This window comes from Sporosarcina limicola (assembly GCF_014873855.1).
Lineage (GTDB): Bacteria > Bacillota > Bacilli > Bacillales_A > Planococcaceae > Sporosarcina > Sporosarcina limicola.
Genome location: NZ_JADBEL010000005.1, coordinates 161,498 through 184,672, shown reverse-complemented (window position 1 = coordinate 184,672; position 23,175 = coordinate 161,498). Strand labels below are relative to the sequence as shown.

Here is a 23,175-nt window from a genome sequence, read left to right as displayed (position 1 = left end):
ATTAATGACATTGACTACTGAATCTGACCTATTGGTCGAAATGTGGTACACTGTTTGAAAGAATAATTTAGGGGGTTGTACAATTATGAAGTTGAAAGATTTCCTAGCAGGTGTATTAACAGGTGTCGCAGCTGGATTCATTGTCAATGAAGCTATTGACCGAGTGAACCCAAATGTTGCAGCGGACTCTGTCTTAAACACAATTAAAGTTGCTTTCAAAAGTGAAGGTCCGATAGATGGATCATGGATTGTCATGAAAACTGAGCCATACAAAAACAATGTTATTACCATGAACGTTTACCGTGGCGGTATTTCACGCATTAAGGACGGCGAGCTCGAGCAATTCGAATTTACAGCGGATGCAAAAACAGGTACCATCGTTGAATTGGTTAAAATTTAGAAAAAAGCACAGGGCGCCATCTAGACGCGATAGCTAAGAGGGATGAAGTCAAATCCCTCCCTGCCGGAAGACTTGAAGATAATGGCGATTTTTTCCTTTATCAGCAAGACCGAAGCGACCCGAGCGGTTGGTGCCAGAGTCTGGACAATGAAAAAACCGTCACACAACCGAATTATTTCAGTTGTGTGACGGTTTTTCACTTCAACGTGAACGTTTAACGGAATCCACTATTTCCTTGCCGCTTTCATCCCATTGCACCAACCGGTAGAATGCGTCGTGGTAAAAGATGAACTTATATCCTTCTGGTAAAGCTTTTTTCATCAATTTTTCTTTCATAAAAATTGAAGTCATTGGGTAATCATCATATGCTAGTACCCATAATGGATTACTATGGGCATGTGTAGGCATAATGTCACCCATGTGGAGGATTGTTTCACCATTTTGTGTTAATTTGATAATGCTATGACCTTCACTGTGACCGCCTGTATGAATCATTTCAATACCAGAGTGAACGGTCAGCTGTCCATCAAATGTTGTTATTTGTTGTTGAACAGACTCCCAATTTTCTTTCCAGTATGTATTCCTGGATCTGATATTCGGATTACGCATTTCATCCCATTCAATTTTGGAAACGTAGATATCGGCATTCGAGAAAACCGAGACGAGCTTGTCCCCTTGCCATTCTGTCAGACCGGCCGCATGATCATTATGCAAATGTGTCATTAGTATGATATCAATATCTCCAGGTTTTAAGCCAAGTTTCGCAAGTTCCTCTTCGACTTTGGTTTCTTCTCGCACCCCCAGGTTACGCCTCATCTTTTCAGTGAGCTTCCCTTTTCCGATACCTGTGTCTATCAAAATATTTTTACCTTCGTATTGAATGAAGATAGGGTCGGTACGCAGCTCGATTAAGTTATTTTCATCCACTTCATAACGGCGTGACCAAAGTGCTTTTGGAACGACACCGAACATCGTCCCGCCATCCAAATAGTTGACTCCCCCGTCAAGCCACGTCAATTTCATATCGTGAAATGTGTATGTATCCATCTACATATCCTCCCCTTCCCTTTTGGCTCTTAATTATAAATTATTGAATTGTGACTCCAATCGGTAAATCGGTTGCCCTTTGGCGGAAAATTTCTCTTCATATTCCGTCATGATATTATCTTTGGGCATTGCCGCGTGCAGATCGAGTGACACATCACGTAACTTCATACCATAACTCGATATGGAAACAAGCGAATACTCGAACAACAATCGGTTATCCGTCTTGAAGTGGATTTCCCCTCCAGGTATAAGCACAGCCTCGTAGAGTTTTAAAAATGTTTCATGCGTTAATCTCCGTTTAACATGTCTTGTTTTCGGCCATGGATCAGAAAAATTCAAGTACACACGATCGATTTCCCCTTCTGAGAAAATATCGACAAGATCCATGCCGTTCGCCCTAAAAAGGCGTAAATTCGATGGTTTACCCGCATCAATCACTTTTTCAAGAGCGGATACGATGACATTATCAAAATGCTCAATGCCAATATAATTTACGTCCGGGTTGGCAAGTGCCATACCGATTATGAATTGACCCATCCCTGTGCCAACTTCAATATGGATTGGATTTCCATTTCCAAAAAGACCATGCCAACCATTATTCATTTTTTCAGGTTCTGCAAGGAGGACATCAGAATGTTCTGCCATGAAGTCCCTCGCCCAAGGTTTATTGCGAAGCCGCATTATATACACTCTCTTCTTTTACAATTTATTCTATTTCTAGATTTTCTTCATCCTGTTCAAACAATCTGCTAATTGTCGTTGTTTGCCCGATATCAAGAATTGACTGTGCCACTTTAAATTGTGTTGATTTCATCGGAACTGCTGATTTCTGAAGTATTGCAAACCATTTATCATAGGTTCTTCGATCGATAATTTCGATATCAAATGATGTCCCAGGAGAATCGATATAGCCGTTACGGGATAGCAAATATTTTTTAACAGGAAAGTTAATGTCATTTTTCTTTAAAATCCCAGAAACGATTTTCCCCATCCTATTAAGTCCAATGATAGGATTAAGCACTTTCGACTCGTTGTCTCCTAACTTTTTCACCCAGAATCGATCGCTACTGCCTATAAACGCCGCATGATTCTCACGTTCAAGTACTGTGATGCACATGCACTCTACTGGAGTGACAATAACAATTTCAAGCTCAACTGGCGCTTTCTTCAACATTAAAATCGGATAGTAGAACAACAAATAACTATCCGGTAGCAATTGCGCAAAATCACGCAGCAATGAATCACGCATATAGCGCGGATCCACTCTGGACTTATCCATTAACGTCGAACTTGCCCACTTGATTTGAAAATGAAAAAGCTGATCCAGATAAAGTTTCCTTAATTGTTCGAGACTCGAAGGTGTATAGACGAGATCCGGATTGAAATCAAAAATATCCTCCTGCGGTTCTTCTGTATCTTTTCCAACATCAAAATTCTCATATTCCGAATCGATTTTACGTTTACCGAACAACCGAAAAAGAGGGGAAAACCAATTTCCCTCTTCTGGTTCTTCTACTTCTTCATCAGACTTCTGTTGCCATTCAGATAAATCTATTCCATTTTCCCATTGGGTTTTCATACGTTCCCATTGATATCTCTTCAATCGGATATACTGAGTTGGATAGCGGGACAAGTCATTTTCATAACGGGATATATAATCAAGCAGTTTTATAAGTTGTGCCATCTCAAATCACTCCAATCACGCAGTTTATACTATTTATTCACCCATAATAAACGATGGAATTTGTAAAGCAAATGCCTTTTGTAACTTTACTGTAAGTGGCCCCGGCTGTCCTGAACCAACTTTACTACCGTCAATTGATGTAATCGGTGTTATTTCTGAAGTTGTAGACGTCAAGAAAAATTCATCCATTTCAAATGCCTCATCAAGTGTAAATGGTTTTTCATCCACTGAAATCCCAAGGTCTTTACATAAAGCTAGCACAACTTGACGCGTAATCCCATTCAATATTAGATTTGTCACAGGATGTGTATAGACTTTGCCATTCTTTACGCCAAACATATTCGATGACGACCCTTCCATAACCAGTCCATTCCGATGAAGGAGTGCCTCGGTACAGCCTGCTTCATGTGCCTCTTGTTTCGCAAGGACGTTCCCCAGCAAGTTTAGACTCTTGATATCACAGCGTAACCAGCGGACGTCCTCAACTGTTTTGACCGACACGCCGTTTTCTATTGCAGCTACAGGTCGTGGATTGCTTACCGCATAAGCAGAAACGACAGGCGTAACAGCCGGTTGTGGGAAATGATGAGTTCTCGGGGATGACCCGCGTGTCACTTGAATATATATATGACCATCTAAAATTTTATTCGTACTAATCAATTCATTGGCAATTTCCATGAACTGCGTTTCCTCATAAGGTATTGCTATTTTTATCTTTGAAGCACTCTGAAATAATCGATTGATATGTTCTTTCGCAGTGTATAATTTTCCACCATATACTTTAATCACTTCATACACACCATCACCAAAATAATAACCTCGGTCATCAATCGAAATCTTTAATCCATCACGTTCCGTGAACTGTCCGTCGATAAAATAAATCGTCATATGCCTTCCCCGTCTCCTTCTAAATTTCCGATTACTAACGCCACACTTTTCCAACCTATCGTTTAGAACACCTTTTCTAACACATCTTCTATTCTCACACGTTACGCTAATAAAATAAAGGAGATTATAATTTACCTGATTCTTTACAATAAATTTATGCAAACAACTTCAAAATACGTTATACTAGTATTGTCAGAAGATTTGTTCTGACAACTTTCTTTAGTGGAAAGGATGTGCAGTGTCAGGAATAATTTCAAAAGCTATAGGCAACATTCATAAGTCTCATGACCATTACTATTCTGGAAAATGAAGATGAAGGAGTGATTCCACAATTGAAACCTGCTACTGATCGTATGCTTACCCGCATCAAGGATGTCTATCTTTACATTCTAGATAACGGTACCGTTACAACAGACAATCTGGTCGAAGAATTTGGCATCACTCACCGCACCGTCCAACGGGATCTAAACGTCCTAGAGTACAACGAGCTTATCACGAGTCCCGTTCGCGGCAAATGGACGACGACAGCAAAAAAAGTGAAATTATCTTCTTGACCTGCAAGCATCCAAGCGTTAAAGCTAGATGTAACATCCAAAGCCCCAGCGCCTCGTCCGTGCTGGGGCTTTGCCCAAACGATAAAGAGCTGAACCGTATCGTAACGGCTCAGCCCTTTTTTGTGTAGGATACTATAGAGCTCTAGGCTAATTGATCACCCGCTAAAGGAGTTATTCCACGTCCTAGGCTCAGGTCACAAGCTAATCCGGCTAATTCGGCTAAGAACGACGCTTTGCCAGCCCGTCTTATGCCTGCCGCCTCTATACGGGCGCTTGCACTTTTGTTATTGTGAAGAAGCTTCTGTTAGCAGTTTCAGTTCCTCTTTGGTCAGTTCCCGATAAGAGCCAAGGATTAGATTTTCATCCAATGCAAGTGGCCCCATCGACAAGCGCTTCAAATAGATCACTTTTTTGTTAACTGCTTCAAACATTCGTTTCACCTGATGGAACTTTCCTTCTGTAATCGTCAATTCGATTTCGGACACATCCGCCGATTTCAAAATGACTAACTTGCCTGGTTTCGTCAAATAGCCGTCTTCCAGCGTGACTCCTTCAGCAAATCTTTCAATATCGTCATTTGTGACAATCCCATCAATATGGGCAAAATACGTTTTCGAAACCCCTTTTTTCGGGGATAACAGATTATGCGTAAGCTTGCCGTCATTCGTTAGCAATAAGAAACCCTCAGTATCTTTATCCAACCTACCCACAGGAAACGGTTCGAAACGACGATTTTCCGCATCCAATAGATCAATGACAGTCCGGTCTTTCCTATCTTCCGTCGCTGATAGTACGCCTTGTGGTTTATTCATCATCAGGTAGATAAATTCCTTATAGACAACGCGTTCCCCGAGAACAGTTACTTCATCATACTCGAGATTAATATGTGCTGTGGCATCTTTAATAGGTTCTGCATTCAACCGGACTGTTCCTTTTTTCAATAAAATCCGAACTTCTTTTCGAGATCCGAATCCCATATTCGATAATAATTTATCTAACCGCATAGTGATAACCTCCTATAACTTCAACTTGTTTGTCAGTCTCGTCAAACGATCGCCAAACAATTTTTCTGCGAGCCCTGTCTTGAGAGACAGATAGCCATATACGATTACGCCAACTACTCCACAGATAAAAACATACAGCAATGCATGCATCTTACCAGCGACCGGACTAACCGTATTTAGACCTTTCAATGTAAAGAATACTACAACGAACATGATCAAATTTAAAAATACGATAAGAACAATTCTTCTGAACACCATTTGAGATCTATAATTAAGCGTCTTCGTTATGATTGCAATATTAATGCCAACTGCGGTCATATACCCAATCGACGTTGCTAGAATCGCTCCATCCGTTTCAAATAATTTAATGAGTGGAATGTTCAGTGCTAGTTTAAGAAGCAGTCCAAGCAATGATGTGAAAATAATCCACTTATGACGGTCAATACCTTGTAAAATCGCCGCTGTCACCGAATACAATCCAAATAGAATCGCTACTGGTGCATAGTTAGCGAGTATCTCAGCGCCCATAAAATCTTTTTCAAAAAGCATGTGATAGAGTTCTTTTGACAGCACCATGATTCCAATTACCATAGGAATCGTTAGGTATAGCATGATCTGATAGGTTTGATCCAATGAATGGGTTATTCCTTTTTGGTCATTTTTTGCATTGTAAGCGGTGATGACTGGGATAAGTGCCATTGAAAATCCAGTTGCAACCATAACAGGAATCATGACGACCTTATGTGTAAACAAATTCAGCATACCTAAATAGTTATCCGTAACACTTGCCAAGCCAATCGATTCCATCGCACCGTTAAACGTGATCATATCAACAAATTGATAAAGTGGATTAATAACACCTACGAGAATGAAGGGTAACAGAAAAGAGAATAATTCTTTATACATTGTGCCAAATGAGACATCACCCGTAGACGCTGTACTTGTGGAAAGAAGATGGTCAAACTCCGGCTTATACTTCTTCCAATACCAATAAAGAACGGCAAGGCCTGCAATCGAGCCAATGAAAGCTGCAAACACCGCAAAATTAACGGCCTTTTCAGTGGTTTCATTCATATAATTGACGACGATGAAAGCGCCTGCTAGAACCGCGATGATTCGAACAATCTGTTCAACCAGTTGCGAAACGGCGGTCGGTTCCATTTTCTTATACCCTTGAAGAAATCCGCGAACAATACTCATTAATGGAACAACAAGTAACGAAAAACTTACCCAGCGGATTACACTTGTAATCTGAGCCACTGTAAAAATTTGTTCATCACTTTTACGTACAAGGTTTGCAATCGGCTCAGCTAAAAAATAAAGGGCGAGGAACGATACAACCCCAGAGATAGCCATGACGACCATTCCGGACTTTAGTAGTTTTCGTCCGGTCGCATAATCTCCAAGCGCATTATATTTCGAGACGTATTTCGAGATAGCAAGTGGTGCACCTGAGATAGCAATTGCCAACGCAATATTATAGGGTACATATGCGTATTGATATAACTCCATACTTCCTTTCCCAACAATGGCATATAACGGAATGACATACAACAGACCGAGCGCTTTTGAAAGAAACAGACCAATTGTTAAGATAGCTGTTCCTTTTATCAGATTTGATGACATAAGTTAATCCTTCCAATCTCCATAAATCTACTCATTCATTTTACCCTCCAGCCCTCCATTTCACAATGCTTAACCAAGATTTGTGTATAATAGAGAAAAATCGAAAGTGTGGTTTCTATATATGTATGACGTCATTGTTATCGGCGGGGGTCCATCAGGATTGATGGCTTCAATCGCCGCTGCTGAAAATGGAAGGAAAGTTCTCCTTCTTGAAAAAGGAAAAAAACTTGGTACCAAGTTAGCCATATCAGGGGGTGGACGGTGTAACGTCACGAATCGCCTGCCGCAAGAAGAGATTGTTAGAAACATTCCTGGGAACGGACGATTTCTATACGGTCCCTTCTCTGTCTTCAATAATGAGGACATTATCGGATTTTTCGAAGGACTCGGTGTAGCGTTGAAAGAAGAGGATCATGGCAGAATGTTTCCTGTTTCAAATAAAGCAAAGGATGTTGTCAATGCTTTGCTTACGGAAATGGATCGGTTACAAGTTGAAGTGAAGTTGGAAACGCGTGTAAAAAAATTAATGATGGATGATGAAAAAATTCTTGGCGTCCGGTTGGATTCAGGTGAAGAAATCCTTTCGCACGCCGTCGTAATTGCGGTAGGTGGTAAGGCGGTTCCACAAACTGGGTCGACTGGAGACGGTTACCCTTGGGCAGAGAAAGCAGGACATACGGTAACGGTGCTTTATCCGACCGAAGTACCCTTGTTGTCAAATGAACCATTTATCGCATCGAAAGAGTTACAAGGGCTTGCCCTACGTGACGTCGCTGTATCTGTGTTGAATGCGAAAGGCAAAACGCTGGTTACTCACCAAATGGACATGCTCTTCACCCACTTCGGGTTGAGTGGTCCCGCCATTTTGCGGTGTAGTCAATTCGTCGTGAAGGAACGTATGAAAAACGGCAACCAGCCCGTTGAAATGCGTATCGATTCCCTTCCTTCTATGAATGAAGAAAAAGCTTTCCAACTGCTTAACGACTTAGTAAAAGACGATCCGAAAAAAGCGGTGAAAAATGTGTTGAAAGGAATCGCTCCTGAACGCTGGCTTCTGTTTTTATTCGATAAAGCAGGAATTGATCCAGCGGAAACGGGCGCTCCAATGTCCGCTGAAAAAATCCGTTCGTTAGCGAAGCTATTAAAAGCTTTCTCGATGAAAGTCAATGGCTCACAACCGATTGAAAAGGCGTTTGTCACTGGCGGCGGTGTTTCTGTAAAAGAGATTGTTCCGAAGACAATGGCCTCGCGGATGAAAGATGGGCTTTATTTCTGCGGAGAGATCTTGGATATCCATGGCTACACGGGTGGGTATAATATCACTTCCGCCCTCGTTACTGGCAGAATTGCTGGGATGAATAGTGGGGAATATGCGGAAGGATATCGTTCATAACTGAAATATGAAAGGGCTGCTAACTAAGTCGGGAAATCCCCTACTTAGTTAACAGCCCTATTTGTTTCTACTTATTGAGCAACGATATTGATAAGTCTACCTGGAATCGCGATGACTTTCTTCACTTCTTTTCCTTCTAAAAACTCTTTTACATGGCTATCTTCAAGTGCTAGTAGTTCTAGTTCGTCTTTTGTAACGTCTTTTGAAACGACGATTTTCGCGCGGACTTTACCGTTGATTTGAACAGCCATTTCGACTGTATCATCGACGAGTTTCGCTTCATCAAAAGTCGGCCACGCTTCGTACGTAATCGTATTCGAATGTCCGAGTTTCTCCCATAGTTCCTCGGCAAGATGCGGCGTGATTGGTGAAATCATTTTAACGAATCCTTCGACATATTCTTTCGGAATTGAATCGACTTTATAGCCTTCGTTAATGAATACCATCATCTGAGAAATGGCTGTATTATTACGCATTCCCTCATAATCCTCTGTCACCTTTTTAACAGTCTGATGGTAGACTTTTTCAAGTTCCCCACCTGCTTTTCCGCCGATTTTCGAACTCAGCGTCCCATCTTCATTAACCAATAGACGCCAAATCCTGTCAAGGAAACGACGTGAACCATCAAGGCCATTTGTCGACCATGGCTTTGATGCGTCAAGCGGTCCCATAAACATTTCATAAAGGCGAAGGGAGTCTGCCCCGTGCGAATGAACGATATCATCTGGATTCACGACATTGCCCTTCGATTTCGACATTTTCTCATTGCCTTCACCAAGGATCATCCCTTGGTTGAACAATTTTTGGAATGGCTCTTTCGTATGAACAACACCGATATCATATAGCACTTTATGCCAGAACCTTGCGTAAAGAAGGTGAAGAACCGCGTGCTCTGCCCCACCTACATAGATGTCTGCCGGCAACCAACGTTTCGCAAGTTCCGGGTCGATAATCATGTCATCGTTATTCGGATCGATATAGCGTAAATAATACCAGCAACTACCCGCCCATTGTGGCATTGTATTCGTCTCGCGGCGGCCTTTCATGCCCGTTTCAGGATGTGTAACATTGACCCACTCTGCGATATTCGCAAGCGGTGATTCACCTGTTCCACTCGGTTTGATATTATCCGTCACTGGCAATGTAAGTGGAAGGTCAGCTTCATCAACTGGTGTCATCGTGCCATCTTCCCAATGAATGATTGGAATCGGCTCGCCCCAGTACCGTTGTCTTGAGAACAACCAGTCGCGCAGACGGAAGGTGATTTTCTTATCGCCTTTGCCTTTTTCAACGAACCAGGCAATTGCTTTATCGATTGCTTCGTCTTTGCCAAGGCCATCCAGGAATCCGGAATTGATATGTTTTCCGTCACCAAGGAATGCCTCTTTCGAGATATCTCCACCTGATAGGACTTCTATGATTGGTAATTTAAATTCTGTCGCAAATTCAAAGTCACGCGCATCATGCGCAGGAACAGCCATAATTGCGCCCGTTCCATATGTTGCTAGAACGTAGTCCGCAATCCAAATCGGCATCTTGTCGCCACTTGCTGGGTTGATTGCGTAAGCACCAGTGAATACACCTGTCTTTTCTTTCGCAAGGTCTGTTCGCTCAAGATCACTTTTCGTTTTCACTTTATCTTGATAGTCCGCAACTGCTTCTTGTTGCTCGGCAGTTGTAATTTGTTCAACTAATTTATGTTCCGGCGCAAGCACTGCATACGTTGCACCAAAAATTGTATCCGGACGCGTCGTAAACGCTTCAAATGATAGATCAGTTCCATCGATATCAAACGACAGTTGCGCCCCTTCTGAACGGCCAATCCAGTTCCGTTGCATGTCTTTCAAACTTTCCGGCCAATCAAGGTCATCAAGGTCTTCAAGTAGACGATCTGCGTACTCTGTAATGCGCAGCACCCATTGACGCATTGGGCGACGCTCAACCGGGTGCCCACCACGTTCGGACTTGCCATCAATCACTTCTTCATTGGCAAGCACTGTCCCAAGAGCCGGGCACCAGTTGACAGCCACTTCGTCAACGTAGGCCAAACCTTTATTGTACAGTTGGATGAAGATCCATTGTGTCCATTTATAATAACTCGGATCTGTTGTGTTAATTTCCCGATCCCAGTCATATGAAAATCCAAGATCCGTCATTTGGCGCTTGAACGTTGCAATATTTTTTGCGGTAAATTCAGCGGGATCATTCCCCGTATCCAGCGCATATTGCTCTGCAGGTAGACCAAATGCATCCCAGCCCATCGGATGAAGGACGTTATAGCCCTGCTTCCGTTTGAATGAACTCAAAATATCCGTCGCGATATAGCCAAGCGGATGCCCTACGTGAAGCCCGACACCTGACGGATAAGGGAACATATCCAGTGCGTAAAATTTCGGTTTTGATGGATCATCCGTCATCTTATACGTTTGGTTGTCTTTCCAATATTGACGCCATTTCTTTTCAATTTGTCCGTGATTATAACTCATTTGAAATTCCTCCTTGTAAGTAGAAAAGCGCTGATGGCTTAAGCTAGACATAAAAAAACTCTCGTCCCTTAAAAAACTAAGGGACGAGAGTTATATACATGCTCCCGCGGTGCCACCCAAATTGACGGCTAAGCCGCCCAACTTGATTCCTTAACGCGGAAAACGGCACGGGTTACTAAATCAATTGCGTCTCGGCGTAATTGCGTCTAGATTTTGAATCGAGCTTGAGGCCTACAGGATGTAGGTCATGCAGTGGAGAGGGATTGAGCTACATCCCTCTTTGTTGCGACAGGACGTCGCGAGATTAGACTGCCCTCTTGACTCCCTTCAAAATCTGTGACATCCGCCGGAGGCCAACTTGATTCAGCAAGGAGTTTGAATTCCTTGCTGAATCAAGTTGAATTCACCCATGCAGGCTCGGAGGCGAGTTCATCATCGTCGTACAGGTTTGCACCAACCACCTGCTCTCTATAAACGAACGTACAGATTACTAATCCTCTTCAATGCCAAAGCTATTCACCCTAGTCTACCCGAAATATGTCCGTTTTACAACTTCAATTTACACCTTCGATGACGTCCTTCACAATCAATACCGCTTCTGTTGAATCAACGACTTCTTGGATTGTAAATCCTTCGAACACTTCTTTTAATTCCAAACCTTCAGGCGTCACGTCAATCAATGCCCGTTCCGTAATGATCATATGGACGACAGCTTTCCCTGTAAGCGGAAGCGAGCATTCCTTCTTAATCTTGGCAGAACCATCTTTTGCGACATGATCCATGATGACAATAATTTTCTTCGCTCCATGCACAAGATCCATCGCACCGCCCATTCCCTTAATCATCTTGCCTGGAATCATCCAATTGGCCAAATCGCCCTTTTCGGAAACTTCCATCGCGCCAAGTATCGCTACATCGACATGTCCCCCGCGAATCATCGCAAACGACTCCGCGCTAGTAAAATAGGCTGATCCTGGAATCGAAGTAACTGTTTCTTTTCCAGCATTGATGAGATCTGGATCGACCTTATCTTTCGTCGGATAAGGTCCAATTCCAAGTAACCCGTTTTCTGATTGCAAGACGACTGTTTTATCGGCCGAAATATAGTTTGCAACGAGTGTCGGCATGCCAATACCAAGATTGACATAATTACCGTCTTCGATTTCTTTTTCCGCCCGTCTTGCGATTCTTTCTCGTATATTCACTTGTCCCATTTCACCCATTCCCCTTCCCTTATTGTACCGTCAGTCGTTCAATCCGTTTTTCCTGGTCCGCTTGTACTAGACCTTGCACATAGATGCTCGGTGTATGAACCGTCGCGGGATCTAAATCGCCCGTTTCAACGATTTCCTCAACTTCCGCAATCGTGAATCTACCTGCCGCCGCCATCATTGGATTGAAGTTCTGAGCTGTCTTGTTGTAAACCAGGTTGCCGAATTTATCAGCCTTTGCTGCTCGTATAAGCGCGAAATCCGCTCGTAGTGATTCTTCAAGTACATACTCCTTGCCATCAAATACGCGAATTTCTTTCCCTTCCGCCACGAGCGTTCCAACACCAGCCGGAGTGAAAAACGCTGGGATACCAGCACCACCTGCACGAATCTTCTCGGCAAGTGTTCCTTGCGGTGTCAATTCAACTTCAATTTCACCTGACAATACTTGACGTTCGAATTCCTTATTTTCTCCCACATAAGAGCCAATCATTTTCTTAATTTGTCTGTTTTTTAGCAGCAGTCCAAGTCCCCACTCATCGACTCCGCAGTTATTCGAAATGACCGTCAACTCTTTTACACCTTTTTCGACAAGCGCCAAAATAAGTTGCTCTGGTATTCCGACCAAGCCGAACCCACCAACCATTAGTGTTGCACCATCTTGAATGTTTGCAACCGCTTCCTTTGCAGATGAATAAATCGGTTTCATCCTACATCCCCCTTTTGAATCGTATGTAATAATCCTTCTCTTTAATTAAATCAGACTACATAGGATGTTGCAATGATAGAAGAATTCTACAAAGAGTGAAACAATCAATATTGACTTCCAATCAAAAGAAAACCAGACAACCAAGTTAATGGTCCTCCGGTTCATAGCCTGCCTTTTTCAGCGGTCGGTCATATAAATAACTTGTAATAATCGGGATAATCATAAATGCAGTGAGTATAAAAATCATTATCTGCATGCCATATTGATCTGCAAGTACGCCACCGAAAAACGGTCCAAACATCCGACCAGTCGTCGCGAATGAATTGACAATCCCTTGATAAAATCCTTCTCTTCCTTTTGGCGCAAGTTGACTCGCAATGGTCGGAACTGCCGGCCAAACAAATATTTCTCCAAACGTCAGGATAACCATCGAGACAATGAACATTGTAAACGAACTTGCGAAACCGACGACGATATAAGATACACTAAAAATAATAAGACCGATAAGCATTTGTGTTTTGATATTGTTCTCTAACCGAGTAATGATTGGTTTAATCAGCGGTTGGCCAATAACAATCAGCAAGCCATTTATCGTCCATAAAAGGCTGTATTGTTTTAATGTGATTCCAAGTGACAAGGCATGCGTAGATATCGTAGACATCCACTGCGAATAGACCAGCCACATAATGAGATAACCGCCCGAGATGATAAGTAGTGCATGAAATGGTGCTTTATGACGGATTTTCTTTTGTGCTTTAAGAACGCTTGTATGTCGATCCGGCGCAATTTCAAGTTTCCTATACCCAAAAATGGCAATAAAGAAAAACACCACATAAAAGAAAAGATTCGCCGGGAATATATAATCAATACTAACGGAAGCAACGACCCCAGCTAAAGCTGGACCAAACGCAACGCCGAGATTTTGTGCTAAGTAGAGTGAATTGAACGCTTTTCTGCCACCCTCTGGCCAAAGGGTTCCAACCATAGCGTACATACTCGGGAATACAATTCCACCACTAAACCCTAGAAGTGTCAAAAACCAGACATAATGTGGCCAATCATGCCAGAACACGAGTCCTATGAGGCCAATAATCGAAATAATGATTCCACCTATGATTGACTTAAATCCACCTATACGATCAAACAAATACCCGCCGAGCAGATTTCCTACAACACCTGCACCCGCGTTCGCCATAAGTACAAGACCTGCAACGGATAGAGATTTCCCTAAATAATCATGCATATAGATTGTATTTAATGGCCAAAGAAATGAATTTCCCATGACGTTGATGAACATCCCGATAACGAGAAGCCATACTTTTTTAGGCATTAGCACACACTCCGATCATTCATTACATAAGTAAAAGTCTATTCTTTTTATTAAACTTCTACAAGATGAATGAAAGAAGTTCCGCAATTCAGATGATGCAACAACTAAAAACATGATACAATCTACTGTTAGAGGAGTTGAACAGTGTGGAAAAAATAACATTACCTTTCCCTTCCGAAGGGAAACGCTATCATACATGGTCACGTCACTTGAAAGATGAGTTCGGATTTAAAGTATTTAAAGTTGCGCTTGATGCGGGGTTTGATTGTCCCAACCGTGATGGTACGGTCGCATTCGGAGGCTGTACGTTTTGTAGTGTTGCAGGATCAGGCGATTTCGCCGGGGACCGGGTCGATCCGATTGATGTCCAATTTGCAGAAATCCGCGACAAGATGCATATCAAATGGAAAGATGGAAAGTATATGGCCTACTTCCAGGCATATACGAATACACACGCACCACTTCCAAAATTAAAAGAGAAATTCGAAGCGGCCCTTGCACAAGAAGGTGTTGTCGCCTTATCCATTGCGACACGCCCAGATTGTTTACCGGATGACGTCGTCGATTATTTAGCCGAGCTCAACGAACGGACCTATTTATGGGTTGAACTCGGACTACAGACTGTCCATGAGAAGACAGCAAACCTCGTCAACCGCGCACATGATTTCAATATGTATGTAGAAGGTGTGAACAAGCTTCGCAAGCGTGGGATACGCGTCTGTACACATATCATTAATGGATTGCCGATGGAAGATTACGATATGATGATGGAAACAGCTCGTGAAGTGTCGAAACTCGATGTCCAAGGCATCAAGATCCATCTTCTTCATCTATTAAAAGGGACACCAATGGTGAAGCAATATGAAAAAGGACAGCTTGAATTCCTTGAAAAAGATGAATACATCAACCTCGTTGCAGATCAGCTTGAAATTCTGCCTCCTGAGATGATCATCCATCGCATTACGGGCGACGGACCGATTGAACTAATGATTGGGCCGATGTGGAGTGTTACCAAATGGGAAGTATTGAATGGAATAGATAAGGAACTTGAACGTCGTGGTAGTTGGCAAGGAAAACACTATACCGGAAACGTAGAATCGATATGAAACTACTTCGTATTCTTCCCTACGCTAGAAAGTTACTTAGTGAAACAATTCAGCCAGGTGAAATTGTTATCGATGCGACTACGGGTAACGGCAATGACACAGAGTTTTTAGCTGAACAAGTCGGTGAAAATGGACATGTCTATGCCTTTGATATCCAACAGGCGGCACTCGATTCCACTTTTACTCGACTTGGTGAATTAAATAAGCGAGTGACCCTTATTTTGGATAGTCATGAAAACGTAGAAAAATATGTAGCGTTGGAAATCGGCGGTGCTGTATTCAACCTCGGTTATTTGCCACATAGCGAGGATTTATCCATCGTCACACGCCCTGACTCCACTCTTAAAGCAATCCAATCGATGATTGGATTGCTGAAAAAAGGTGGACTCATTGCAGTATCCGTTTACGACGGGCATGAAGGCGGACACGAAGAACGGGATGCACTGCTTGCTTATGTGAAAACCCTCCATCAAGCTGATGTGCATGTTGTCCGATACGAACTGTTTAATCAGCGCAATAACCCTCCGTTTCTCATTTTGCTTGAAAAGCTGAAAGACTTTAAGATTCCTGGGCAGATTAAGTAAAAATACATCGTGAATTTTAGATGAAAAAGGTGTCTGCTAAATATGTAGCGGACACCTTTTTCATATGGATTAGAATTTCATCTATATAACTTTACTTATGGTCATCATCACTATAATTTATTTTTATTATAATGGATGTTCCAGTATGCTGAAGATAAAGATACATTATGGAGATGTGGATATGAACAACGAGAGCGAAATTATACTACCAACAACGAATCATAAACCTTCCACACAAAAGAAAAAACCATTCTCTTATAGCGTTTGGTTAGGCGGCATCGCATTTACGTTTCTCATCGCTCTTCTAGGTTACTTCCTTAGTAGAGCGCCTGGATTGGATCAAGTCGGACAATTGGCATGTGCGATCCTCATTGCCGTCGTCTATCGACAATTTTTAGGCTATCCGGAAATCATACGGTCAGGAATTGCATTTTCATCGAAGCGCTTATTACGATTCGCTATTATTTTATATGGACTAAAATTAAATATTGGCACAGTTCTAAGTGACGGACTTGGATTACTCGTCCGAGATGCTGCCGTGATTGTATTTGCGATTTTATTGACAATCTGGCTGGCAAAATTATTGAAAGCCGACCCAATGATTTCACTTCTTTTAGGAGTTGGAACGGGTATCTGTGGTGCAGCTGCCATTGCGGCGATTGCACCCATCGTTAAATCCAAAGATGATGATACCGCGATAAGCGTTGGAATCATTGCACTTGTCGGAACGATTTTCGCAATTGGTTATACGATTTTAAGGCCTTTACTGCCGATGTCAGCTGTCGAGTATGGGATATGGTCCGGAATTAGTTTACATGAAATTGCTCACGTCGCCTTAGCCACAGCGCCAGCAGGACAAGATGCCTTAGCAATTGGATTGCTCGCAAAATTAGGCCGAGTATTTCTACTTGTCCCGCTATGCTTCATTTTCATGTATCTCATGAAACGGAAAAGTGCTGGGAAAGATCAGGGAGATGCAAAAATCGAATTCCCTTGGTTTTTAATCGGATTCTTAGCGTTAAGCCTATTCGGTAGCTACGTCCTTGGTCATTCGATTCCTGTTTCCGAAGGTTTTTTAAATGGGGTTTCAACCTTAACAACTTGGTGTTTAACTGCCGCGATGGTAGGACTTGGTTTGAATGTAAGCCTTCGTGATTTACGCACAAAAGCACTGAAACCATTGATTGCGATGACGATCACGTCCATACTGCTATCTGTGTTGACTTATTTTATTATTTGAAAAAAATGTTATTATCACGCACTAACTCCAAGAAAACTTGTACAGATTTTGTTTGAAATGGCGTTTGTGTCACGATTGAAAATTCACGGGTGAAAGGGAGACCTTTCACCCATATTTTTTGTAAAGTCCCTAATGCTAGTTCCTTCCGGATAGTCAACTGCGAAAGTAGGCTTATCCCAAGGCCCGCTTCTACAGATTCTTTGATCAATTGCGTACTACCGAATTCCATCATTTTTTTCGGGGCAAATTCAAAAAGGCGGAACATTTCATCCACCGCTGCCCTTGTACCCGAACCATTTTCCCGAACAATCCATGTTTCTTCTGCTAAATCAGAAAGGACGATTTCATTCTCTTGATTTGCGAAGCGGTGATTCGAAGACAGGACAATAAACATTGCATCTTCTGCAAACGGCTCCATTACTAAACTTTTGCTTTCGAATTTCCCCTCCACAATCCCTACATCTAATTGGTGATTACGCACAAGCTCTTCAATTTCTTTTGTATTCCCAATTGAAATCGTGGGATCAATGAGCGGATATCTGTCTTGCATTTTAGCAATGACATGGGGTAGAACGTACTCACCGAATGTATAACTCGCCCCGATGGCCAACTCACCTTTTGCATTATTTGTTAAATCATCCACTAACATCTGCATCTTGTCATACAGACCGGTGATTTCTTTTGCATGGTAGTAGACAATTTCCCCTGCTTTAGTCAAACGCACATATTTATTGCTCCGCTCCAATAACCGAGTTCCAGTTTCCCGCTCCAATGTTTGGATGTACTGACTAACTGCCGGCTGTGTCATATGCAGTTCTTCTGCAGCTCGTGAGAAGTTCTGTCTTTCCACTACCGTAACAAAGACCACTAAATGTTGATCCATCATACATCACCTCTAGTCATTCATTAGCATCTTTGGCTTTTAGTAATCACGGATGTCCACTACTGTTCCTGCCGATGAAAACTGTTCTGATTCCATAAATGCAATCAATTTCCTTGCTGTTTCCTGCGCGCTGCTAAGTAATCCCTTTTCTTTGTAATCTATGAATTGATCCAATAAAGGAAACGTATTCCCATCACTGGCACGTATCTTTTCCTGCATCCCTGTATCAATGATTCCCGGCGCAATTGAAACGATAGACACTGGGTGTTCCGCATTCGCCTGTTCGAGCGCAACGACTCGCGAAAAATGATCCATTCCCGCTTTTGTCGCGCAATACGCTCCCCACCCTTCATATGCATTACGACCCGCTCCGGACGAAATATTTATGATTCGCTTCGTTCCTTTAAAACTTTTCAAACTGGCAATGAATTCATTCGACAAAATCATAGGTGCAGTTAGATTGACCGCCATCGCACTTTCTATTTCTTCTGATTTTACAGTTCCAATCAATCCAATCGGGTCAACCATTCCTGCATTATTAATCAAGGTAAACGAGGTTGTATTTACACTATTTTCGTCAATCAACTTGGTTATCAGCCCATCCAATTGAGTGGTTGCCGATAAATCAGCTAAGACAAAGTCCTTCTCGTTTCTTGGATTTGTCCTCGCAATCCCAATTACTCGATTTCCTTTTGCATTTAGCTGGCTCGACAATTCCAAGCCAATCCCTTTCGAAGCACCTGTTACAATAAATATTTTCATCATTCATTCCCCTTCCGTATTTTGAAATAACTAACTACTAACTACTTCCTTAAGTGTATCATTATCTTTGCATAAAAAAAACCAACTCCCCCGAAGGAAAGTTGGCAATGAGTTAATCTTCAAGTATTTTGATTTTCACACTTTTGTGGCCCCATTTATAGGCTTCAGCTTTCGTCGAGAAAAATACTTCGATTTCATTTCCTTTAATCGAACCTCCCTTATCTCCGGCAATCGCATAGCCATAACCTTCTACCCATACCTTTGTTCCAAGTTTAATGACTTTCGGATCGACTGCAATCACTTTCATATCTGGATTACGTTTCAGGTTAATGCCTGTTTTTGTAATTCCAGAACATCCATTACAGTTTGCGGTATATGCACTTGCCGAAACAGTAAATTCCTTCACTACATTATCAGTATCCGGTTTTGAAGGTGCTTTCGCTACAGATTTTATAGTATCTTTCGATGTAGTCGCTTTCTTACCTGTATATGTTGAAGATGTAGCATAGCTTTCATGCCCACCACTGACCAATAAGGCAATTATAATGATGATTGTACCCAAAAATTTCCTCAACTACACTACTCCTTGCGATTTAGTCTATACTAAGGTTATCAATGATATATTACAGGGATGTTACAAGAATCCTCCTTTCACATTACAAAATCAGCCGTTATATTACAGAAAGCGAGTGGTTTATAATGGAAACAGTATCTATTCGAAGAGCACACAAAAATGATGCAAGTTCCATTGCTGACGTGTTAGAACGAAGTCAATGGTTTACATACGAAAAGCTCTTTGTCAAGGACTATATACAAAACCTGATTGACAACTATTACAATGTGGAACGTATCCAGAAGGAAATCGTCTCTATCTCCGAGGAATGGCATGGTTATTTCATTGCTGAAATGAATGGGCTTGTCGTCGGAGTGATTGGTGGTGGAATGACGGATGGAACATGCGGTGAGATTTATGTTCTTTATTTAGATCCAAATATACGTGGAAATGGTATCGGAACAAGACTCCTCAACTTCTTCACAAAAATACAAAAACATACGTATGGAGCTAGTGAACAATGGGTTGCCGTTGCTAAAGGGAATGACTTTGGCATCCCGTTCTACGAAGCACGAGGATTCGTTTTCCAATACGAAGAGCTTTCATACGGTACGACAAAAGATGATCAAGACATATCATTGAAATATAGACGAAAAATATAAAAAAATAGGTGGATTATATGACGGCTATCTTAAGTTACATAGGGGCAATGCTCCCATACTTGCTCATTGCGTTACCAGTAATACTCATCTTTCGTCTCTTTTACAATAAATTCAAGGGCGTCGAAAAGGTGAACCACTATCATGAAATCGGTGTGGTTATTTTCCTTTTATTCATGACAGCATTATTTTCACAAACAATATTGACCTTTCTATACACAGGCCCTGTTGTTACACGCTCATTTTCAAATGTAAATATTGTACCGTTCCGCGTTTTTCAAGATAATTATTACGCCATTACGGAACTCAATTTTTGGCAGCCGTTCATCATCAATTTTTTGGGGAATATCTGTATTTTCATCCCCATCGGCTTTATGCTTCCATTATTATGGAACAAGTTCAACCGTTTTTGGAAAGTCTCCCTTATCGGACTCAGCATTTCGCTTTTCATTGAAATAACGCAATTAACCCAGGCTAGAAGTAGCGATATAGATGATCTTTGGTTGAATACATTGGGAAGCATGATTGGGTATTATATCTATTTCATCTCAAAGAAGTGCGTTCCCCACTTAGCTTTGATTTTCAAAAGAAGATAATTCCGCAAGCGATATATTGTATACCTATCTTCTGTAATCCCTTTCCTGTATACTAAACCAATAATGACTTATTCAGGATGTGATTTAAAATGCCAATTCCCACCAATCACTCAAAACCAATTCGTAAAACTGCAAAAGAAAGCGCCTTTAACCAACTTCAACAATGGATTATCGACGGGACTTTGTACCCCGGAGAAAAGTTGAACGATACTGATCTTGCTGAAGCGTTGGGCGTCAGTAGAACACCCGTCCGGGAATCATTACAATTGCTGGAAGTACAGGGATTCGTGAAGATGTATCCCGGAAAAGCGACGCAAGTGACGGAAGTCGATAAAGAATCGATTACAGAACTTCTCCCTCCACTTGCAGCTTTACAGGCATTATCCGCCGAGCTGGCAATTCCACATCTTTCAAAAGAAACGTTTGTCCTGCTCGAAAATACAAATAAACGATTTGCAAAAGCGGTCCTTAGTAAAGACTATTTTTATGCTTTAAAAATCGATGAAGAATTCCATCAAATCATCGTCGATATAGCAAATAATCCACATATTTCTTCAATAACCGCTTCACTGCAAGCACATGTTCGACGATTGTTCTTCCATAACTCGATTATCTTAACCGAAAAATCGATTGATGAACATAACGAAGTTATCCAGTTGCTGAAAGAACGGGACAGGGAAAAAGTTTCGGCAGTGATGCGAGAAAACTGGCTACGTGCGATTGACGAATTCCATTCACTTACAGAGGAATAACTAACAAAACCCGGCCCCTTTTCATGAGGGAACCGGGTTTTCATTTCATTATATATATTCTTTAGATCCTCTTTGCATTCGAGATAAAATACTTATTTCAACTATTACTACAAATACTGGTAACAACCAACCGAGCCCCTCACTATAAAGCGGTAACATACGTTCATAAAGTGAAACAATCGGCGATAACCAAATAAAATAATCAATTTTGAGAAGTTCACATAACATTTTCACTCCGTCAATCATGCTAATCATGAATGTAACAGCCGTTGCTGCTACATATACAATACGTGCATGTTTGAAAAGTGGTGACAAAAACGTTAGAAGCATCAATACGACTGCTAATGGATAAAGGAACATTAAGACTGGGATTGAGTAAATAATAATGTTCGACAAACCGAAATTCGCAACGACAAAACAGAATGTCGTGAAAATCGTGACGAATAACTTATAGCTGACTTTCGGCAGGAGTGTATGGAAGTACTCTCCACAGGCAATCATCAGGCCTATACTCGTTGTCAAACAGGCAAGAATGATAATAATTGCAAGCATGACCGTTCCAAACGTTCCGAAATAATAAGCAGATGCACTACTTAAAACGGGTCCTCCATTTTCAAACAAACCAAAGACTTGCGTGCTCGTCGCTCCTAAGTAAGCAATACCAACATAGATTACTGCAAGGAATGCAGTTGCAACGGCACCCGATTTGGCAGAAGCAGCTAGAATCCCACGCTTATCCGTGATGCCCATCGACCGAATTACGTTGATGACGATGATACCGAACACAAGTGAAGCAAGGGCATCCATCGTGTTATATCCCTCCGTGAAGCCTTTCATAAATGCCCCGCTAGCATAAGCATCTTGTGGGGATTGAATCGCTCCTATCGGCTTCACAACGACCATAGCGAGCAACACAAGGAGAAGAACGATAATCACGGGTGAAAGTATCTTGCCCACGCGATCGACTATTTTTGCTGGATTGAGTGACAGCCACAACGTACTCCCGAAGAACAGCAATGTAAAAATAATTAATGCAACCTGTGTGAAACCCTGTGAAACAAATGGTGCAATACCCACATCAAACGCAACTGCCCCTGTCCGAGGTGCTGCAAAAAACGGTCCAATCGTCAAATACAGCAGTGAAGTGAAAATAATAGCGTAGACTGGATGAATCCGACTCGCAAGATCTTGCAAGTTAAGGCTTCCCGAGAAACCCATAGCCAAAATTCCAAGGAAAGGAAGCCCAACGCCGGTAATTAAAAATCCGATAATAGCTGGCCATAGATTTGTCCCCGCATATTGACCAAGTTGTGCTGGGAAGATTAAGTTACCTGCACCGAAAAATAAGGCGAATAACATAACGCCGATAACAAGATATGATGAAAACGGTAGCTTAGTTTGCATAGTTGTAGTTCCCCCTCTGATGTAATACCCTATATGCAATATATCGGTGTCAATAATAGTACGCTGTTCTTGACAGAAATACAATATATAACGGCAACTTTTTCATTGTAAATGATTGCCATGACAGTTCAGCCGGGCAATGACAGTTTCCTCGATTGCCCTCACAGTTTCGCGATTTGCCATGACAGTTTGACCGGGCCATGACAGTTTCAACGTTCGCCCTCACAGTTTCGCGATTTGCCATGACAGTTCGACCGGGCCATGACAGTTTCAACGTTTGCCCTCACAGTTTCAACGTTTGCCC

At 41.9% G+C, this 23,175-nt stretch carries 23 protein-coding genes and 1 other annotated feature; of the genes, 9 read left to right on the top strand and 14 right to left on the bottom strand.

Going from position 1 to position 23,175, the window contains the following annotated elements; all coding sequences use genetic code 11:
- Window positions 1–85: 85 nt before the first annotated feature.
- Window positions 86–400: a hypothetical protein gene (locus H4683_RS07055; RefSeq protein WP_192598129.1), complete on the top strand. Its 315-nt coding sequence runs from the start codon at window positions 86–88 to the stop codon at window positions 398–400.
- Window positions 401–601: 201 nt separating this feature from the next.
- Here H4683_RS07055 and H4683_RS07050 read toward each other — a convergent pair whose 3' ends face one another.
- The 4 genes from H4683_RS07050 to dat are packed head-to-tail and all read right to left on the bottom strand — an operon-like array spanning window position 602 to window position 4,019.
- Window positions 602–1,447 (bottom strand): YtnP family quorum-quenching lactonase, encoded by an 846-nt coding sequence (locus tag H4683_RS07050; RefSeq protein WP_192598128.1) that lies wholly within the window; start codon window positions 1,445–1,447, stop codon window positions 602–604.
- 33 nt (window positions 1,448–1,480) lie between these two features.
- On the bottom strand, window positions 1,481–2,128 hold the full coding sequence (gene trmB, locus H4683_RS07045; protein ID WP_192598127.1) for a tRNA (guanosine(46)-N7)-methyltransferase TrmB: 648 nt from the start codon (window positions 2,126–2,128) through the stop codon (window positions 1,481–1,483).
- A 25-nt stretch (window positions 2,129–2,153) separates the two neighbouring features.
- On the bottom strand, window positions 2,154–3,131 hold the full coding sequence (locus tag H4683_RS07040) for an NERD domain-containing protein (protein ID WP_192598126.1): 978 nt from the start codon (window positions 3,129–3,131) through the stop codon (window positions 2,154–2,156).
- Window positions 3,132–3,164: 33 nt separating this feature from the next.
- A complete protein-coding gene (dat, locus tag H4683_RS07035) occupies window positions 3,165–4,019 on the bottom strand; it encodes a D-amino-acid transaminase (protein ID WP_192598125.1) in 855 nt (284 codons plus the stop codon).
- Between the two features lie 332 nt (window positions 4,020–4,351).
- Between dat and H4683_RS07030 the strand changes: the two genes are divergently transcribed.
- Window positions 4,352–4,573: a DeoR family transcriptional regulator gene (locus H4683_RS07030; protein ID WP_192598170.1), complete on the top strand. Its 222-nt coding sequence runs from the start codon at window positions 4,352–4,354 to the stop codon at window positions 4,571–4,573.
- A gap of 284 nt (window positions 4,574–4,857) precedes the next feature.
- On the opposite strand, the gene H4683_RS07025 is transcribed toward H4683_RS07030, so the two are convergent.
- On the bottom strand, window positions 4,858–5,577 hold the full coding sequence (locus H4683_RS07025; RefSeq protein ID WP_192598124.1) for a pseudouridine synthase: 720 nt from the start codon (window positions 5,575–5,577) through the stop codon (window positions 4,858–4,860).
- A gap of 12 nt (window positions 5,578–5,589) precedes the next feature.
- Window positions 5,590–7,203, bottom strand: a complete 1,614-nt coding sequence (locus tag H4683_RS07020; RefSeq protein ID WP_192598123.1) for a putative polysaccharide biosynthesis protein — start codon at window positions 7,201–7,203, stop codon at window positions 5,590–5,592.
- 121 nt (window positions 7,204–7,324) lie between these two features.
- Between H4683_RS07020 and H4683_RS07015 the strand changes: the two genes are divergently transcribed.
- A complete protein-coding gene (locus H4683_RS07015; protein WP_192598122.1) occupies window positions 7,325–8,596 on the top strand; it encodes a BaiN/RdsA family NAD(P)/FAD-dependent oxidoreductase in 1,272 nt (423 codons plus the stop codon).
- 71 nt (window positions 8,597–8,667) lie between these two features.
- Here the strand turns inward: H4683_RS07015 and leuS are convergent, their stop codons facing one another.
- From leuS to H4683_RS06995, 4 genes are all read right to left on the bottom strand, one after another.
- The gene (gene leuS / locus H4683_RS07010; protein ID WP_192598121.1) at window positions 8,668–11,082 is read right to left on the bottom strand and encodes a leucine--tRNA ligase; all 2,415 of its coding nucleotides are present in this window, start codon (window positions 11,080–11,082) and stop codon (window positions 8,668–8,670) included.
- 76 nt (window positions 11,083–11,158) lie between these two features.
- Window positions 11,159–11,595 (bottom strand) — a binding site (T-box leader).
- A gap of 41 nt (window positions 11,596–11,636) precedes the next feature.
- Window positions 11,637–12,296: a 3-oxoacid CoA-transferase subunit B gene (locus H4683_RS07005; RefSeq protein WP_192598120.1), complete on the bottom strand. Its 660-nt coding sequence runs from the start codon at window positions 12,294–12,296 to the stop codon at window positions 11,637–11,639.
- A 19-nt stretch (window positions 12,297–12,315) separates the two neighbouring features.
- Complete coding sequence (locus tag H4683_RS07000; protein ID WP_192598119.1) at window positions 12,316–13,002, bottom strand: CoA transferase subunit A; 687 nt, start codon at window positions 13,000–13,002, stop codon at window positions 12,316–12,318.
- A gap of 145 nt (window positions 13,003–13,147) precedes the next feature.
- On the bottom strand, window positions 13,148–14,332 hold the full coding sequence (locus H4683_RS06995; RefSeq protein ID WP_192598118.1) for an MDR family MFS transporter: 1,185 nt from the start codon (window positions 14,330–14,332) through the stop codon (window positions 13,148–13,150).
- A 155-nt stretch (window positions 14,333–14,487) separates the two neighbouring features.
- On the opposite strand from H4683_RS06995, the gene mnmL reads away from it, so the two are divergent.
- The 3 genes from mnmL to H4683_RS06980 all read left to right on the top strand — a co-directional run bounded on the left by mnmL (window position 14,488) and on the right by H4683_RS06980 (window position 17,262).
- The gene (gene mnmL, locus H4683_RS06990) at window positions 14,488–15,438 is read left to right on the top strand and encodes a tRNA modification radical SAM protein MnmL/YtqA (RefSeq protein WP_420826547.1); all 951 of its coding nucleotides are present in this window, start codon (window positions 14,488–14,490) and stop codon (window positions 15,436–15,438) included.
- Window positions 15,435–16,022: a tRNA 5-(aminomethyl)-2-thiouridylate-methyltransferase MnmM gene (gene mnmM / locus H4683_RS06985; RefSeq protein WP_192598116.1), complete on the top strand. Its 588-nt coding sequence runs from the start codon at window positions 15,435–15,437 to the stop codon at window positions 16,020–16,022. Before mnmL ends, mnmM begins: the two co-directional genes overlap by 4 nt.
- 181 nt (window positions 16,023–16,203) lie before the next feature.
- Window positions 16,204–17,262 carry a YeiH family protein gene (locus tag H4683_RS06980; RefSeq protein ID WP_192598169.1) on the top strand — a complete coding sequence of 353 codons (1,059 nt, stop codon included), beginning with the start codon at window positions 16,204–16,206 and terminating at the stop codon, window positions 17,260–17,262.
- Here the strand turns inward: H4683_RS06980 and H4683_RS06975 are convergent.
- The 3 genes from H4683_RS06975 to H4683_RS21880 all read right to left on the bottom strand — a co-directional run bounded on the left by H4683_RS06975 (window position 17,255) and on the right by H4683_RS21880 (window position 19,481).
- Entirely contained in the window at window positions 17,255–18,145 is an 891-nt protein-coding gene (locus tag H4683_RS06975; RefSeq protein WP_192598168.1) for a LysR family transcriptional regulator, read from the bottom strand. The two genes, H4683_RS06980 and H4683_RS06975, sit on opposite strands and share 8 nt — an antisense overlap.
- 39 nt (window positions 18,146–18,184) lie before the next feature.
- A complete protein-coding gene (locus tag H4683_RS06970; protein ID WP_192598115.1) occupies window positions 18,185–18,907 on the bottom strand; it encodes an SDR family NAD(P)-dependent oxidoreductase in 723 nt (240 codons plus the stop codon).
- Window positions 18,908–19,019: 112 nt separating this feature from the next.
- Window positions 19,020–19,481 (bottom strand): 3D domain-containing protein, encoded by a 462-nt coding sequence (locus H4683_RS21880; RefSeq protein WP_275403067.1) that lies wholly within the window; start codon window positions 19,479–19,481, stop codon window positions 19,020–19,022.
- 125 nt (window positions 19,482–19,606) lie between these two features.
- Here H4683_RS21880 and H4683_RS06960 point away from each other — a divergent pair, with 125 nt between their 5' ends.
- From H4683_RS06960 to H4683_RS06950, 3 genes are all read left to right on the top strand, one after another.
- On the top strand, window positions 19,607–20,122 hold the full coding sequence (locus tag H4683_RS06960) for a GNAT family N-acetyltransferase (protein ID WP_192598114.1): 516 nt from the start codon (window positions 19,607–19,609) through the stop codon (window positions 20,120–20,122).
- A gap of 17 nt (window positions 20,123–20,139) precedes the next feature.
- Window positions 20,140–20,715, top strand: coding sequence for a VanZ family protein (locus H4683_RS06955; RefSeq protein WP_192598113.1), 576 nt, complete (start codon window positions 20,140–20,142; stop codon window positions 20,713–20,715).
- A gap of 89 nt (window positions 20,716–20,804) precedes the next feature.
- Window positions 20,805–21,467 carry a GntR family transcriptional regulator gene (locus H4683_RS06950; RefSeq protein WP_192598112.1) on the top strand — a complete coding sequence of 221 codons (663 nt, stop codon included), beginning with the start codon at window positions 20,805–20,807 and terminating at the stop codon, window positions 21,465–21,467.
- Between the two features lie 48 nt (window positions 21,468–21,515).
- On the opposite strand, the gene brnQ is transcribed toward H4683_RS06950, so the two are convergent.
- Entirely contained in the window at window positions 21,516–22,871 is a 1,356-nt protein-coding gene (brnQ, locus tag H4683_RS06945; protein WP_192598111.1) for a branched-chain amino acid transport system II carrier protein, read from the bottom strand.
- Between the last annotated feature and the right edge of the window lie 304 nt (window positions 22,872–23,175).

Excerpts from the sequence above, each read along its gene's own strand:
- leuS (WP_192598121.1), bottom strand. The coding sequence starts at position 11,082 with ATGAGTTATAATCACGGACAAATTGAAAAGAAATGGCGTCAATATTGG.
- H4683_RS06980 (WP_192598169.1), top strand. The coding sequence starts at position 16,204 with ATGAACAACGAGAGCGAAATTATACTACCAACAACGAATCATAAACCT.
- H4683_RS06970 (WP_192598115.1), bottom strand. The coding sequence starts at position 18,907 with ATGAAAATATTTATTGTAACAGGTGCTTCGAAAGGGATTGGCTTGGAA.
- H4683_RS06995 (WP_192598118.1), bottom strand. The coding sequence starts at position 14,332 with ATGCCTAAAAAAGTATGGCTTCTCGTTATCGGGATGTTCATCAACGTC.
- H4683_RS07005 (WP_192598120.1), bottom strand. The coding sequence starts at position 12,296 with ATGGGACAAGTGAATATACGAGAAAGAATCGCAAGACGGGCGGAAAAA.
- H4683_RS07050 (WP_192598128.1), bottom strand. The coding sequence starts at position 1,447 with ATGGATACATACACATTTCACGATATGAAATTGACGTGGCTTGACGGG.
- dat (WP_192598125.1), bottom strand. The coding sequence starts at position 4,019 with ATGACGATTTATTTTATCGACGGACAGTTCACGGAACGTGATGGATTA.
- H4683_RS06955 (WP_192598113.1), top strand. The coding sequence starts at position 20,140 with ATGACGGCTATCTTAAGTTACATAGGGGCAATGCTCCCATACTTGCTC.
- H4683_RS07015 (WP_192598122.1), top strand. The coding sequence starts at position 7,325 with ATGTATGACGTCATTGTTATCGGCGGGGGTCCATCAGGATTGATGGCT.
- H4683_RS06950 (WP_192598112.1), top strand. The coding sequence starts at position 20,805 with ATGCCAATTCCCACCAATCACTCAAAACCAATTCGTAAAACTGCAAAA.
- H4683_RS07000 (WP_192598119.1), bottom strand. The coding sequence starts at position 13,002 with ATGAAACCGATTTATTCATCTGCAAAGGAAGCGGTTGCAAACATTCAA.
- H4683_RS07025 (WP_192598124.1), bottom strand. The coding sequence starts at position 5,577 with ATGCGGTTAGATAAATTATTATCGAATATGGGATTCGGATCTCGAAAA.
- H4683_RS06975 (WP_192598168.1), bottom strand. The coding sequence starts at position 18,145 with ATGGATCAACATTTAGTGGTCTTTGTTACGGTAGTGGAAAGACAGAAC.
- H4683_RS07020 (WP_192598123.1), bottom strand. The coding sequence starts at position 7,203 with ATGTCATCAAATCTGATAAAAGGAACAGCTATCTTAACAATTGGTCTG.
- H4683_RS06960 (WP_192598114.1), top strand. The coding sequence starts at position 19,607 with ATGGAAACAGTATCTATTCGAAGAGCACACAAAAATGATGCAAGTTCC.
- trmB (WP_192598127.1), bottom strand. The coding sequence starts at position 2,128 with ATGCGGCTTCGCAATAAACCTTGGGCGAGGGACTTCATGGCAGAACAT.
- H4683_RS07055 (WP_192598129.1), top strand. The coding sequence starts at position 86 with ATGAAGTTGAAAGATTTCCTAGCAGGTGTATTAACAGGTGTCGCAGCT.
- mnmM (WP_192598116.1), top strand. The coding sequence starts at position 15,435 with ATGAAACTACTTCGTATTCTTCCCTACGCTAGAAAGTTACTTAGTGAA.
- H4683_RS07040 (WP_192598126.1), bottom strand. The coding sequence starts at position 3,131 with ATGGCACAACTTATAAAACTGCTTGATTATATATCCCGTTATGAAAAT.
- brnQ (WP_192598111.1), bottom strand. The coding sequence starts at position 22,871 with ATGCAAACTAAGCTACCGTTTTCATCATATCTTGTTATCGGCGTTATG.